Source organism: Arthrobacter sp. zg-Y238, from assembly GCF_024385525.1.
Classification (GTDB): Bacteria; Actinomycetota; Actinomycetes; order Actinomycetales; family Micrococcaceae; genus Arthrobacter_B; species Arthrobacter_B jinronghuae.
This window is the reverse complement of sequence record NZ_JANFLU010000004.1, coordinates 1-13,889: the sequence shown is the minus strand read 5'-3', so window position 1 is coordinate 13,889 and position 13,889 is coordinate 1. Positions and strand designations below refer to the sequence as shown.

Annotated in this window: 12 protein-coding genes; 8 read left to right on the top strand and 4 right to left on the bottom strand. The window is 66.1% G+C overall.

Annotated features, from left to right (window positions below):
- Nucleotides 1–266: 266 nt before the first annotated feature.
- The 5 genes from NNX38_RS03730 (at nucleotide 267) to purM (ending at nucleotide 4,768) form a co-directional block, all read left to right on the top strand.
- Complete coding sequence (locus tag NNX38_RS03730; RefSeq protein ID WP_255796814.1) at nucleotides 267–1,271, top strand: asparaginase; 1,005 nt, start codon at nucleotides 267–269, stop codon at nucleotides 1,269–1,271.
- Nucleotides 1,272–1,275: 4 nt separating this feature from the next.
- Entirely contained in the window at nucleotides 1,276–1,641 is a 366-nt protein-coding gene (locus NNX38_RS03725) for a sterol carrier family protein (protein WP_227919182.1), read from the top strand.
- Between the two features lie 81 nt (nucleotides 1,642–1,722).
- Nucleotides 1,723–2,043, top strand: coding sequence for a hypothetical protein (locus tag NNX38_RS03720; protein ID WP_255796813.1), 321 nt, complete (start codon nucleotides 1,723–1,725; stop codon nucleotides 2,041–2,043).
- 50 nt (nucleotides 2,044–2,093) lie between these two features.
- Nucleotides 2,094–3,662, top strand: a complete 1,569-nt coding sequence (purF, locus tag NNX38_RS03715; protein ID WP_255796812.1) for an amidophosphoribosyltransferase — start codon at nucleotides 2,094–2,096, stop codon at nucleotides 3,660–3,662.
- On the top strand, nucleotides 3,659–4,768 hold the full coding sequence (purM, locus tag NNX38_RS03710) for a phosphoribosylformylglycinamidine cyclo-ligase (RefSeq protein WP_255796811.1): 1,110 nt from the start codon (nucleotides 3,659–3,661) through the stop codon (nucleotides 4,766–4,768). The genes purF and purM overlap by 4 nt, the downstream gene beginning before the upstream one ends.
- 164 nt (nucleotides 4,769–4,932) lie before the next feature.
- Here the strand turns inward: purM and NNX38_RS03705 are convergent, their stop codons facing one another.
- Nucleotides 4,933–5,166 (bottom strand): DUF3073 domain-containing protein, encoded by a 234-nt coding sequence (locus tag NNX38_RS03705; protein WP_146361664.1) that lies wholly within the window; start codon nucleotides 5,164–5,166, stop codon nucleotides 4,933–4,935.
- Between the two features lie 277 nt (nucleotides 5,167–5,443).
- Here NNX38_RS03705 and NNX38_RS03700 point away from each other — a divergent pair, with 277 nt between their 5' ends.
- A complete protein-coding gene (locus NNX38_RS03700) occupies nucleotides 5,444–7,081 on the top strand; it encodes a septum formation family protein (RefSeq protein ID WP_255796810.1) in 1,638 nt (545 codons plus the stop codon).
- 78 nt (nucleotides 7,082–7,159) lie between these two features.
- Here NNX38_RS03700 and clpB read toward each other — a convergent pair whose 3' ends face one another.
- Both clpB and NNX38_RS03690 read right to left on the bottom strand, forming a co-directional pair.
- Nucleotides 7,160–9,784 carry an ATP-dependent chaperone ClpB gene (gene clpB, locus NNX38_RS03695; protein ID WP_255796809.1) on the bottom strand — a complete coding sequence of 875 codons (2,625 nt, stop codon included), beginning with the start codon at nucleotides 9,782–9,784 and terminating at the stop codon, nucleotides 7,160–7,162.
- A 115-nt stretch (nucleotides 9,785–9,899) separates the two neighbouring features.
- On the bottom strand, nucleotides 9,900–10,496 hold the full coding sequence (locus NNX38_RS03690) for an SRPBCC domain-containing protein (protein WP_255796808.1): 597 nt from the start codon (nucleotides 10,494–10,496) through the stop codon (nucleotides 9,900–9,902).
- Between the two features lie 279 nt (nucleotides 10,497–10,775).
- Between NNX38_RS03690 and NNX38_RS03685 the strand changes: the two genes are divergently transcribed.
- Nucleotides 10,776–12,731: a penicillin-binding transpeptidase domain-containing protein gene (locus NNX38_RS03685; RefSeq protein WP_255796807.1), complete on the top strand. Its 1,956-nt coding sequence runs from the start codon at nucleotides 10,776–10,778 to the stop codon at nucleotides 12,729–12,731.
- A 46-nt stretch (nucleotides 12,732–12,777) separates the two neighbouring features.
- Here NNX38_RS03685 and NNX38_RS03680 read toward each other — a convergent pair whose 3' ends face one another.
- The gene (locus NNX38_RS03680) at nucleotides 12,778–13,242 is read right to left on the bottom strand and encodes a YccF domain-containing protein (RefSeq protein ID WP_255796806.1); all 465 of its coding nucleotides are present in this window, start codon (nucleotides 13,240–13,242) and stop codon (nucleotides 12,778–12,780) included.
- A gap of 87 nt (nucleotides 13,243–13,329) precedes the next feature.
- On the opposite strand from NNX38_RS03680, the gene NNX38_RS03675 reads away from it, so the two are divergent.
- Nucleotides 13,330–13,791 (top strand): pyridoxamine 5'-phosphate oxidase family protein, encoded by a 462-nt coding sequence (locus NNX38_RS03675; RefSeq protein ID WP_255796805.1) that lies wholly within the window; start codon nucleotides 13,330–13,332, stop codon nucleotides 13,789–13,791.
- Nucleotides 13,792–13,889: the final 98 nt, after the last annotated feature.

Below are 13,889 nucleotides of genomic sequence, written 5' to 3'. Positions count from 1 at the left end.
ACCTGCCCAACATGACGCCGCGGCGCGGATTGCCGCCGGGATGCCTGCCGGCGACGGTTCGAAACCCCGTGGCTACCTATTTGCCACCCGCCCGGTACCTGTAGGCCCGCACCCCTTGCAGGTAGCCAAAGGTGGATCGATAGTGGAACTGCGGACGCTGCAGCGGTAAAGCGCACGCCGGGGAACAGCGGGGGGCAGCGAGATCGACGGCGGTGCCGGGGCCGTCATCGCCGGTTCGCCTCCCGCTCCCCTTTAGACTGAAGAACATGAACGCAACTTTTACCGCGTCCGACGCCGTTGAACTGGCCGTGCTGGAGCGCAACGGTTTTATTGAGTCCCGCCACATCGGTTCCGCCGTCGTGATGGCCGCCGACGGCACCGTGGTCACGGAACTCGGTGACATCACTACGCCGATCTTCCCCCGCTCCACGCTCAAGCCGTTCCAGGCCGTCGCAGCCATGCAGTCCGGAGTGCCCCTGCGTGGACCGCAGGTGGCCCTTGCCGCCGCCAGCCACGTCGGCTCCCGGGAACACACCGACGTCGTCCGCGGCATGCTGGCTGCCGCCGGCGTCACCGAGGGGCACCTGCAGTGCCCCGAGGACTGGCCGCAGGACGCTGAGGCCCGCAATGAACTCATCCGCGAAGGCAAGGGGCCGCAGCGGATCGCGTTCAACTGCTCCGGCAAGCACGCCGCCTTCCTCTGGGCCTGCACCGAGAACAACTGGGACCACGCAACCTACCTGGACCCGCAGCATCCGCTGCAGCGCCGCATCGCCGAGGTGATCGAGGAGTTCACCGGTGAAACCGTGCAGCACTGGGCGGTGGACGGCTGCGGTGCACCGCTGGCCGCTGTCTCGCTGACCGGGCTGGCCCGCGGCATCGGCCGGCTGGCCAAGGCGCCGTCCGGCAAGCACGGCAACGCCCGTGCGGCAACGGTAGCCACCGCGATGCTCGACTACCCCTGGGCGGTGCACGGACACGGCCGCGAGAACTCGGTTGTGATGGAGGACCTCGGGATCATCGCCAAGAACGGTGCCGAGGGTGTCCTGGTGCTGGGCACCGACACCGGCGCTTCCGTGGCACTGAAGATGCTCGACGGCAATACCCGCGCCGCATCCCTGGTGGGCCTGACGCTGCTGGCTGCGAGCGGCGCCGTCGACCCGCTGGCCGTGGAGAAGGTGCTGGACAAGATCATGCAGCCGGTGCTCGGCGGCGGACAGCCCGTGGGAAGCCTGCGGCTGGGCGCGCCGGTCACGGCGCTGCTGGGCTAGAAGCGTGGCACGGCGCCGGATCTCCGGCGAAGACGGCCGGGCGGCACTGCAGGCAGCAGCCGCCGGGGCAACTGACCGCGGCACCACTGCCATGGCAGTGCGCTATGCCTTGGAAGAACTCGCCGAACGCGCCCCCGGCAACAGCGTCGAGGTCCGGGTTCCGCCGTTCGGGGTGACCCAGTGCGTGGCCGGCCCCCGGCATACCCGCGGCACTCCCCCGAATGTCATCGAGACCGACGGCGCCACCTGGCTGGCGCTGGTTACCGGCCGGCAGTCCTGGGCCGACGCCGTTGCCGCCGGGAAGGTCGCGGCCTCGGGGCTGCGCGCCGACCTTTCGGATGTGCTGCCGCTGTTCCGGACCGGGTCGTAGCGTCCCGGGGCCTGGTCCGTCCCGTCCGCGCCTAAACTCCATCGGCACAGCAGGAGGGTACCCGCCCGGTAGAATCGGAGCATGGTTTCCGAGCAGCACAGCCCTGAGCGCCGCGAGATTACGGTCCGCCGCGCTCCCCGTTTCGTCCCTTTCCTGGCACTGGGCGTGGTTGCCGGGTTTATTGCTGCCCTCTTTGTCGCCTATGGCGGGGCCGAGAACCCCAGCTTCACCCGTGAGGCCACCCTCGGGTTCTTCACCATAATGTTCGGCCTCCCGGGGCTGCTGCTGGGAGCCTTGACCGCCCTCATCCTCGATTGGATCAGTGTCCGCAGGGCTCGCCGGTCCACGGTTGAAAGCGTGGATCCCGCCGAGCCGGAAAGCCGGGAACAGCCGCCGTCGTAACGCTGGCGCACACAGCCCGCACCGTCGGCTGTCCATGAGACAATTCACACATGGCACGTGGAGACGGACAGCTTTCCCATGATCTGATGCCCGGCGAAAAAGGCCCACAGGATGCCTGCGGGGTCTTCGGAGTCTGGGCCCCCGGCGAAGAGGTAGCGAAGCTAACCTATTACGGTCTTTACGCCCTGCAGCACCGGGGACAGGAGTCCGCCGGCATCGCCACCAGCGACGGCAACCGCATCAGCGTTTACAAGGACATGGGACTGGTTTCCCAGGTCTTCGACGAAACCACGCTCAATACCCTCTTGGGGCACATAGCCGTTGGGCACTGCCGGTATTCGACCACCGGAGCCTCCCACTGGGCCAATGCCCAGCCCACCCTCGGCGCCACGGCGAGCGGCACCGTGGCCCTGGCGCACAACGGCAACCTGACCAACTCCGCCGAACTGTATGAACTGATCCTCGAGCGCGAGGGCCGGCCCCGCGCCGGTGAAATCGCCCAGGGCAACACCTCGGACACGGCATTGGTCACCGCCCTCCTCAACGGCAGCGACGGACGGTCACTCGAGGACACGGCCATGGAACTGCTGCCGAAACTGCGCGGCGCGTTCTCCTTTGTGTTTATGGATGAGGGCACCCTCTATGCCGCGCGGGACACCTACGGCGTCCGGCCGCTGGTGCTTGGGCGCCTGGAGCGCGGCTGGGTGGTGGCCTCTGAAGGCTCCGCCCTCGCGACGGTGGGAGCCAGTTTCATCCGGGAGATCAAGCCGGGCGAGTTCATCGCCATTGACGAATCCGGGGTCCGCAGCCGTACCTTCGGTGAGCCGACGCCGGCCGGCTGCGTGTTCGAGTACGTTTACCTCGCCCGCCCCGATGCCACCATTGCCGGCCGGTCCGTATACGAATCCCGCGTTGAGATGGGCCGCCAGCTGGCACGGGAGAACGCGGTTGAGGCGGACATTGTGATCCCGGTCCCGGAATCCGGCACCCCGGCCGCGGTGGGATACGCCGAGGAATCCGGCATTCCCTTCGCCCATGGCTTCGTCAAGAACTCCTACGTGGGACGCACCTTCATCCAGCCCAGCCAGACCCTTCGCCAGCTCGGCATCAAGCTGAAGCTGAACGCCCTCGAATCCGTGATCCGCGGCAAGCGGGTAGTGGTGGTGGATGATTCGATCGTGCGCGGCAATACGCAGCGTGCCATTGTCCGGATGCTGCACGAAGCCGGTGCCCTTGAGGTACACGTGAAGATCTCCTCTCCCCCGGTCAAGTGGCCGTGCTTCTACGGCATCGACTTCGCCTCGCGCGCCGAGCTGATCGCCAACGGCGCTGCCGTGGAGGAAATCCGCGCATCCATCGGCGCGGACAGCCTGGCTTACATTTCCGAAGACGGCATGATCAACGCAACCCTGCAGCCGCGGGAACGGTTGTGCACGGCCTGCTTCACCGGTGTCTACCCGATCGAGCTGCCCGCCGCGGACCGGCTGGGGAAGAACCTGCTGGAACCCGCCAACCCCGCCAATCCCGCGGAGGACGCCGGCTCCAACGGCTGTGACCCGGGACCGGACAGCGAATACGAGAACCTGCTTACCGACGCCGAAAAGAAAGAAGCCGTATGAACGCCGCCCCCATCACTTACGCGTCCGCAGGAGTGGACGTTGAAGCCGGCGACAAAGCCGTTGAACTGATGAAGGCGGCCGTAAAGGCCACCCACAATCCGTCGGTGCTGGGCGGCGTGGGAGGTTTCGCCGGCCTTTACGACGCCTCCCGGCTGCTCCAATACCGGAAGCCGCTGCTCGCAACGTCCACGGACGGCGTCGGTACCAAGGTTGCCATCGCGCAGGCCATGGACATCCACGACACCATCGGCTTCGACCTCGTGGGCATGGTTGTGGACGACATCGTTGTGGTGGGAGCCGAGCCGCTGTTCATGACCGACTACATTGCCTGCGGCAAAGTGGTGCCGGAGCGCATCGCCGACATAGTCCGCGGCATTGCGGCGGCCTGCGAGGTGGCCGGTACGGCACTGGTGGGCGGGGAAACCGCCGAACACCCGGGCCTGCTGGGTGAGCACGAGTACGACGTCGCGGGCGCTGCCACGGGCGTTGTGGAGGCGGACCGGCTCCTCGGCCCCGACCGCGTGCGCCACGGCGACGTAGTCATCGGTATGGCGTCCTCGGGTATCCACTCCAACGGCTACTCCCTCGTCCGACGCGTCATCAACCATGCCGGCTGGCAGCTTGAGCGCCAGGTTTCCGAGCTGGGGCGCACCCTGGGCGAGGAACTGCTCGAACCTACCCGCGTCTACGCCGCCGACTGTCTGGACCTGGCCCGCTACGACGCGGCCGGAGTGCACGGTTTCAGCCACGTGACCGGCGGTGGATTGGCAGCAAACCTGGCCCGCGTGCTGCCGAAGGGGTTGCAGGCGACGGTGGACCGCTCCACCTGGGAACTGCCACCCGTGTTCAAGCTGATCGCCGAACTGGGGAACGTCCCTCAGCCGGACCTCGAACGCACGCTGAACCTCGGCGTCGGCATGGTGGCGATCGTCGACGCGGAAAGCGCGGACGCGGCGCTTGAGCGCCTCGCGGCCCGCGGCGTCCCCGCCTGGGTCATGGGCACCGTCGGCGGGATCGAAACGCCGTCCGGCGCCGATTCCGATTTCGTCCAGGGCGCCAAGGGCGTTGACGGCGGCGCGGTCCGCCTGGTCGGCACCTACGCCTGAGCAGTCCCGCCGGGCAAAGCCAAGGCCCCGGACCGGATACACCGGTGCGGGGCCTTGGCATTTAACTGTGAACTGAACATACAGGCTTAACGCCATTCAGCGGACCCACCCTGAGGTGATCCGCTGAAGGAGGCAATTGGCCAACGTCGTTGAGGAAATTACCGCTAGCCTACGCGGCGGTTACCCTCATCATCGTCATCGTCGCCAAATTGATCCGCGTACTTATCTTCGTACGCCGAGTAGTCGGGTTCAGCCGGCTCCTCGGGATATCGACTGGATGGACGACTCGTCGGTCCTGAGAGCTCACGCTGCAGCGCCGAGTAGTCCGTGGCAGGGGTGAAGTACTTCATCTCCCGTGCCTGCTTGGTTGCTTTTGCCTTTTGACGGCCGCGCCCCATGGCGTGACCCCCTTTTTGCGTCGATCCGGAGGTTAGTCGTTCGGGCAGATGAACGAGGGCCCCGGAATATTTGGTCAATTTGTCGTAAGTACAGGTTACATGTTTTCCCGCTGGCTTGTGCCCCCTCCGCCGCAGCAGGGGGTGTTCCCCGGGCATTAGCACAGCGCCTCCGGCACGCCGGTCCCTGCGCCTGCCCTCCGATATTGGCTAAAGTCGGGGGTAGAGACAGTTTTGGGGTGCATCATGCCACCGCCTACAGGGAGGACAGACGTTCACCATGAGCGATCAGAAAAGTACACCGGGAGCGGGTTTTCCGCCACCGGAGAAGGAAAGTACGCCGGGCGCCTTCCCCGATCTGAGCGCGCATTCGGACTCCCCCGCGTGGCTCTCCGAAGATGGAACGCACGACGCCGGCGTCTGGGAACGCAGTTTCGAAGGTGCCGTGAGCGGTGAAACGGCCGCAGCCGAAGAGGCCGACGGCGTAGGCTCCGTGGTGGATGCACCGACTACGGACGCCGAAGCTGACGGCGACGGTACCGCTGCGTTGGAGCTTCCCCCGGAACCGGTGGTAGTGGCACCCGAGGAACTCAAGCTGGAGGAACCTTCCCTGGCCGAGCCGACCCTGAGCGATGACGCCGTGGAAGCAGCAGCCCTCGACCAGGTTGCTTCGGAAACCGCTGCAGCCGAGGCCACCGCGGCCGAAGCGGGACGCCTGTCCGGACTGGAACCCGCTCCTGCCGGGACGGAAGTCCAGGTGGACGCTAACGCCGCCGGCGCCAATCGGCCCGGCGAAACCGGCGAGGCGACTACTCTTTCCGGCCCAACGCCCGAGGACGGCGAGGCAACGGCCTCCGATCCCGATTCGGCTGCCGGCACCGCCTCCGAAGGCAGCGCCGAAACTGACGCCGCGACGGATGGCAGCGGGGACGGAGCGGCGACAGGCAGCGCAGAGGACCCAGCCGACCCCAAGGCCGATAGCCCCGGCGCGGATAGCGCCGAGGCCAATGGCACCGAGGCCGAAGCGGTGCCGGACAGCGCAGCCGTTGCGGACGCGTCCCAGGCCGATGGTGCCGAGGCTGAAACCGCATCAAGGTCAGACACCCCGGAGCCAGTGGAAGAACGTGAACCGGCTGGCGAAGCGGAGCACGAACCGTCCCAAGGGGACGCAGAGCCTCACCCCCTGCACGGCATCAACGCGGCGGCTCCGATGACTGCCGCGCACCAGGAGCGCACACCCGCGCCGGTGGCTGCGTCAGGCGAACCGGAGCCCGTTACGGCAGCTGTGCCGGCCGGCGACACCCGCCGGTCACGCCGGCTGGCCGAAAGCCAGGCAGCGGGGGCAACAGCAGCATTCAACCAGCCGGGTGCATCCTCCGGCACCACGGAGCCCGCGACAGGGGCAGCGAGGGCGGTTGGCACCGCCCCCACCGGGGCAAAGGACAGCGGCAAGAGCAAGCGGAACACCCGCCTGATTCTGGTGCTCGGCGGCGTTGTACTCGCCGCCGTCGTCGCCATCCTGCTTTTCGTGTTTGTTTTTAACGGCAAGGAGGAAGGCGTCATCTCCGAGGACGTAAGTCCGCTGGAGCTGGAAGACGGCGCGTGCCTGAAGGATTGGGACGACGTCAATTCCAGTGCCACCGTAGTCACCTGCGAAACGCCGCACAACGCCCAGTTGGTCGCCACCGACAGTTTCACCGAGGACGCTGCCTTCCCCGGCACCGGCGCCTTGGAAGAGCGGGTCAACGATGTCTGCGAGGCTGTGCAGTATGCCGACGCCGCCTCGGAGTTCCCGGGCTTGAAGCTGGCCAAGTCCATCCCCACGGAGCAGACCTGGGCCTCTGGTGACCGCCGCGTGGACTGCATCGTTTTCGCCCCTGAGGGCCAGGAACTCACCGAGTCCCTCGTGCAGGAGTAAGCGGGTGCAGGAGTAAGCGCTGGTAACAGCAGAAAGGCGCGCGGCGGGCATCAACCGCCGCGCGCCTTTTGCTGTGGTCTAGGCGACCGCAGCCACCGTAAGCCCGGGCTCGGCCACCAGCCCGTCGCCGTCCAGCCCGTCTGATGGCCTGTCCACCCGCACTGTGTCGCCGTCGCTGATCTTTCCGGCCAGGATCCCGCGGGCCAGCTGATCGCCGATCTCCCGCTGCACCAGGCGGCGGAGCGGCCGTGCACCGTAGGCCGGATCGTAGCCGGTCAGGCCCAGCCATTCCCGCGCTGCATCGGTCACGTCCAGCACCAGACGGCGCTCATGCAGCCGGTTGGCCAGGGCACGCACCTGGATGTCCACGATCCGGGTCAGGTCCTCCAGGCTCAGCGGATCGAACAGGATCACGTCGTCGAGTCGGTTGAGGAACTCCGGCTTGAAGTTCGCGTTGACCATGGACATCACCGATTCGCGCTTCTGCTCCTCGGTCAGGCCCGGATCGACCAGGAACTGGGACCCGAGGTTGGACGTCAGGATCAGGATGACATTTCGGAAGTCCACCGTCCGGCCCTGGCCGTCCGTCAGCCGGCCGTCGTCGAGCACCTGCAGCAGGATGTCGAAGACATCCGGATGTGCCTTCTCCACTTCGTCCAGCAGGATCACCGAGTAGGGGCGGCGGCGTACCGCTTCAGTGAGCTGGCCGCCCTCTTCATAGCCCACGTATCCGGGAGGTGCCCCCACCAGTCGGGACACCGCATGCTTCTCGGAGTACTCACTCATATCGATGCGGACCATGGCCCGCTCATCGTCGAAGAGGAAGTCCGCGAGAGCCTTCGCCAGTTCGGTCTTGCCGACGCCGGTGGGGCCAAGGAACAGGAAGGATCCGGTGGGCCGGTCCGGGTCGCTGACGCCGGCCCGTGAGCGGCGCACGGCATCGGAGACCGCGGCCACGGCCTTGCTCTGCCCGATCAGGCGCGAGCCGATGGCTGCTTCCATGTCCAGCAGTTTCTGGGATTCACCCTGCAGCATGCGTCCGGACGGGATGCCGGTCCAGGCGGAGACCACTTCCGCAATGTCGTCCGCAGTGACTTCCTCGGAGACCATCAGTTCCCGGGTTTCTTCGCCGAAGCTGTTCTCCTCGGCCTGCTGAGCTGCCTCCAGTTCCTTCTGCAGGGCGGGTATTTCGCCGTACAGGATGCGGGAGGCTTCCGTGAGGTCGCCGTCGCGCTGGAATTTTTCTGCCTCGCTGCGCAGCTCGTCGATCTTCGCCTTGAGGTCGCCGACCCGGTTAAGGCCCGCCTTCTCGGCCTCCCACCGAGCGTTGAGTGCCGACAGCTGTTCCTTCTTATTGGCCATGTCCTCGCGCAGAACGGCCAGCCGCTCCATCGAGGCCTCGTCCGTTTCATTCGCCAGTGCGAGTTCTTCCATGGTGAGCCGGTCCACTGCACGCCGGAGCTCGTCGATTTCCTCGGGGGCGGAATCGATCTCCATCCGCAGCCGGGATGCGGCCTCATCCACCAGGTCAATGGCCTTGTCCGGAAGCTGGCGTCCGGTGATGTACCGGTTGGACAGCGTTGCAGCGGCAACAAGAGCCGAGTCGGCGATGGCGACCTTGTGGTGGGCCTCGTAGCGCTCCTTCAGGCCGCGCAGGATGCCGATGGTGTCCGGGACGCTGGGTTCACCGACGTACACCTGCTGGAAGCGGCGCTCCAATGCCGCGTCCTTTTCGATGTTTTCGCGGTATTCGTCCAAGGTGGTGGCGCCGATCAGCCGCAGTTCCCCGCGCGCCAGCATCGGCTTGAGCATATTGCCGGCGTCCATGGATCCCTCGGCTGCGCCCGCACCTACGACGGTGTGCAGCTCATCGATGAAGGTGACGATCTGCCCTTCGGCGCTGGAGATTTCCTCCAGCACTGCCTTGAACCGCTCCTCGAACTCACCGCGGTATTTGGCCCCGGCGACCATGGACCCGAGGTCCAGGGACAGCAGGGTCTTGCCGTTCAGGCTTTCCGGCACATCCCCCGCGACAATGCGCTGGGCAAGTCCCTCGACGACGGCGGTCTTGCCGACGCCGGGCTCGCCGATAAGCACGGGGTTGTTCTTGGTGCGGCGGCTGAGCACCTGGATGACGCGCCGGATCTCGGCGTCCCTGCCGATCACGGGGTCCAGTTTGCCCGAGCGGGCCATTTCAGTCAGGTCGGTACTGAATTTTTCCAGAGCCTGGAAGGTGTTCTCCGGATCGGCATTGGTCACTTTGCGGTCTCCTCGTACGGATGGAAGGACGGCGCTGAGCGCGTCGTGCCCGGCGTTGTTATCCCGAAGCGCTTTTCCTGCAGGGCCGTTATCGAGAGACAACCCAAGCAGGAGGTGTTCGGTGGAGACAAAGGCATCCCCCAGCTTCTCGGCTTCCTGCTGCGCTGCGTTGATGACTTGGAGCAAGGACCTGGAAAACTGGGGCTGCGCCACCGAACTGCCGGAGGAGGACGGCAACTGGTGGATGGCAGTGCTGGCAGCGGCACTGACGGTATCCACGTTGATTCCGGCAGCCTTCAGGAGAGCGACGGCGACCCCTTGCCGCTGATCCATCAGCGCTTTCAGCAGATGCGCCGGTTCAATCTGTGGATTTCCGGCAGTGTTCGCGTTCATGGCCGCAGCCGAAAGTGCTTCTTGGCTCTTGTTCGTGAATTTCGTGTCCACGGTGGCTCCTCAAAACCTCAGCGAAGAATGCTTCCGCAATGCTAAACAAAGTTGAGTCTAATCGGCTCAACTTTCGAAGTAAAGCCGTGCGCACCTCCGCCGCTGTGCGCGAAGCCTAGGGAATATGCTCCTGATCGAAGTCATGGGCGGTTCGCAGCCACCGTTCATTGCGGGCTTCGAAGAGCTGGGCGAGCGGTCCCTCAGCCTCGATTTCAAACCGGATTCCCTGGGGCTCGTCAGGAATGGTTCCGGCCAGATACTCCTCCAGGACATCGAGGAAATATTCCCACCCCGCACCGCCGGTCCAGAGGCCTGCGCCGGGGGCGGCGGTTACCGCGAATCCCTTGCGTACGGAGGCGTACCGCAGCTCGAAGCGGGTGAACCCGTCCTCTCCGGTCAGGTGGAACTCCACTTCCGCCACGGAGGACCCCTCCCGCGCCCAGGACACGGTGAGAAGGCGGGGTCCGTCGCAACGCAGGATCGTCCCGTGGGATCCGTCCGGCAGGGTGTAGGTGCCGCCGCGGCGCAGGTCCCCTTCCGGATCCGCCACCCATTGGCGCAGCTGTTCCGGATCAGCGAGGGCCGACCACACCTCTCCGATGGGATGCGGAATGTCACGCTCCATGACGATCATCAGTGCGTGGCCAGCCTGGATCTGCCGCCGCCCGTAGGACCGCACCGTCTTCTCGAGAATTATGTCCAGATCGGACATTTGCCCACTCCTGCCGTAGAACAACCGGCAACCGATCCGGTCCTCCAGCGGCCATTAGGGCCACCCGGCTGTCCGCAGGATGCCGGTGGAAGCGAGTTGTATTCAGGGTTACAGTTCTGAGTTACCTTCAGCGGCCGTTTCCCGGCCGTTTTTCAAACCGTAGCAGGGAAACAATGCCCTGCACAGGGTCGGCCGACCGGCGCGGACCAGGGCAACCCGGCGAGTGGTTTCCGGTGCTTGCTCCCCCTGTCCGGGGCACACGCCGGGTAGCCTGTGCGGATGGCGAAAAACCGTACTTCCGTTTCTGTCCTTGCCGTTGCCGCACTGGCCCTGACGCTGGTGTCCTGTTCAGGGGACAAGCCGTCGCCTGACGACGCCGCTGCCGTCCTCGCCCAGGGCCTGAGCCAAATGGACGTTTCAGCATCTGCCTTTACGGCGGGCACCCCTGCGGAAGTGAATGCGGAGCTGGAGCAGTTGCTCGCCGACATGGGCCCGCTCCGTCCCGAGGTCACGGTGGCCGGCGTTGACGAAGATGAGGACGACGACTCCGCCGCCACCGCACGGCTGGCCTATGCCTGGGACGTCAACAGCGATTCGCAGCCGGACTGGTCCTATGAGAGCTCCGCCCAGCTCCGCCGCGGAGAGGACGACCAGTGGCTTGTCGAGTGGGCACCCTCCGTAGTGTTCGATTCCCTGGCCGACGGCGACCGGCTGGTCCGCTCCACCACCCCCGGCGACCGTGCCGACATCCTGGACCGCAACGGGGAACCGCTGATGAATGCGCGGCCGGTGCTTCGTATCGGCATCAACAAACCCGACCTCTCCGAGGAGCAGTATGCCTCCTCGTCGGCTGCCCTTGCTGAACTGGTGGGGCTGGATCCCGCCGCCTACACCGCAAAGGTGCAGGCCTCAGGCCCCGAAGCCTTTGTCGAGGCGATTGTGCAACGTGAGGAGGCCGAGGGGCCCGCAACCCCAGCGGCTGTCGAAGCCATCCCCGGTGCCCTTTCCCTTCCCGCCCAGCGGATCCTGGCACCCACCCGTGGCTTCGGCCGTGCCCTGCTGGGCACCGTGGGCGAGGCGACTGCGGAATTGGTCGAGGAGTCTGAGGGCAGGGTGTCCGCCGGGGACCAGACGGGGCTCTCCGGCCTGCAGAGGCAGTACAACTCGCAGCTGCAGGGCAGCCCCGGCGTCACGGTTACCGTCGACAACGAGGCCGGAACCAAGGAAACCGTCCATAGCTCCGATCCGCAAACGGGCACGGACCTGCAGACCACCCTGGACCCGAAGCTGCAGCAGTTGGCCGAGGAAGTCCTGGAACAAGAACCGTCGGCGTCGGCCATCGTGGCTATCCAGCCCTCCACCGGCGAGATCCTGACCGTGGCCAACGGCCCCGGCAGCGAGGGCCAGCAAACCGCCCTCCTGGGCCAGTACCCGCCGGGATCCACGTTCAAGACAGCCACCGCGTTGGCGATGCTGCGCAACGGCACCACACCGGCCAGCACCGTGGAGTGCCCGTCGGAACTCAACGTCGACGGCCGCAAGTTCAACAACGTCCCCGGCTACCCGGCCGAGGCCACCGGCAGCATCCCGCTGCGCACGGCATTCGCGAACTCCTGCAACACTGCCTTCCTCAATGCCCAGGGCACCGTTTCCCAGCAGAGCCTCTCCGCTGCCGCCGGAGACCTGGGCATCGGTGTGGACGCGTCCATCGGCACCGACGCGTTCCTGGGGTCCGTGCCCGCGGAGGCTGAAGGCACCGAACACGCCGCCTCGCTGATCGGACAAGGGCAGGTCCTCGTGTCCCCGCTGGCCATGGCGGTTGCCGGTGCCTCCATCGGCAAAGGCGAACGGGTCTCCCCCACGCTGATCCGGGAATCCGCCCCGCCGGCCCCGGCAGCCGGCTCCGCTTCGGCTTCTCCCACTGCCTCCCCCTCGGAATCGACAGCTCCCGTTCCGGGCAACCTCACGGCAGAGGAGGCAGCATCACTGCGGGAGATGATGCGCGCCGTCGTCGCCGAGGGCGGAGTGCAGATGCTGCTCGGGGTGCCCGGCGAACCCGTGCTCGCCAAGACCGGGACCGCTGAGTTCGGCAGCCAGACGCCGCCGGAGACCCACGCATGGGTGCTGGCCATCCAGGGCGACCTGGCCGTTGCCGTGTTCGTGGAGCAGGGCGAGCGGGGCTCCACCTCCGGAGGACCGCTCATGAAGGCCTTCCTTGAGGGCGCCCAGGGCTAAGCAGCAGGCCCCGGAGCCCTGTCAGCCAGTCAGGCTACGGACCGGATCAGGAAGGCCACTGCTGCTGGGGTGCAACCCGGCCCTGATAACCGGATTGCCGGTACGCGTTCCCGGCGTACGGCGTGATCTGCCAGGTGTCCGTAGGCACGATGACCTTGCCCAGCGGCATCAGCGAAATCGGCAGCATCTTCAGGTTGGCGATGCCCAGCGGGATTCCGACGATGCTCACGAACATCGGGATGGCCGTGAGGACGTGTCCAATGGCGATCCAGATGCCGGCCAGCAGCAGCCAGATGATGTTTCCCAGCAGGCTGAGGGGACCGGTGAACCCGCCCCGGTCCACAACCGTCCGGCCGAACGGCCAGAGCGCATAGTTGGCGATGCGGAAGGATGCGATGCCGAACGGGATGGTGACAATCAGCAGGCAGCAGACCACACCCGCCACCGCATAACCGAGCGCGAGCCAGATACCGCCGAACAGCAGCCAGATGACGTTCAGGATCGCTTTCATGGCTCCATTGTTCTCCACACGGCACAGATAAGCCACGGCTTCTCTGCCTGCATACCCGCCCGCCTGCACCTGCCCTAGACTGACGCCATGCCGATCAGCGATGAGAACCCCGCAGACCACCTGACTTCCAGCCAGTGCTGGACATACGTCCGGCAGGCCAAGTTCGGCCGGCTCGCCGTGATTGTCGACGGACATCCCGAAATTTTCCCCATTAACTTTGCCGTCGACCACGGCACGGTGGTTTTCCGCACCGCGGCGGGAACCAAACTGGCCGGCGCACTCTCGGGCAACCCGGTTGCGTTCGAAATTGACGGTTACGATGACACGCTGTCCTCCGCCTGGAGCGTGGTGCTCAAGGGCGGCGCCACCCTGCTCGACGACTTCTCGGAGATCATGGACTCCGAACAACTCGCGCTCTTTCCGTGGCAGTCGGGGACGAGAAACGCGTTTGTCCGCATTGAACCGGAGGTCACCACCGGCCGCCGGTTCCTTATCTCCAATGCGGCCCGCCGCAATGTGCTGCGTGGAATGGGGCTTTACACGGAGTAGTCCACTCCGGGAAAGCAGAAGAGGCGCCGCACCTTGTGGGTGCGGCGCCTCCCACACGTTTGGCGAGGTCCAATCGGGGACCCGCGGGCGGGGCACCC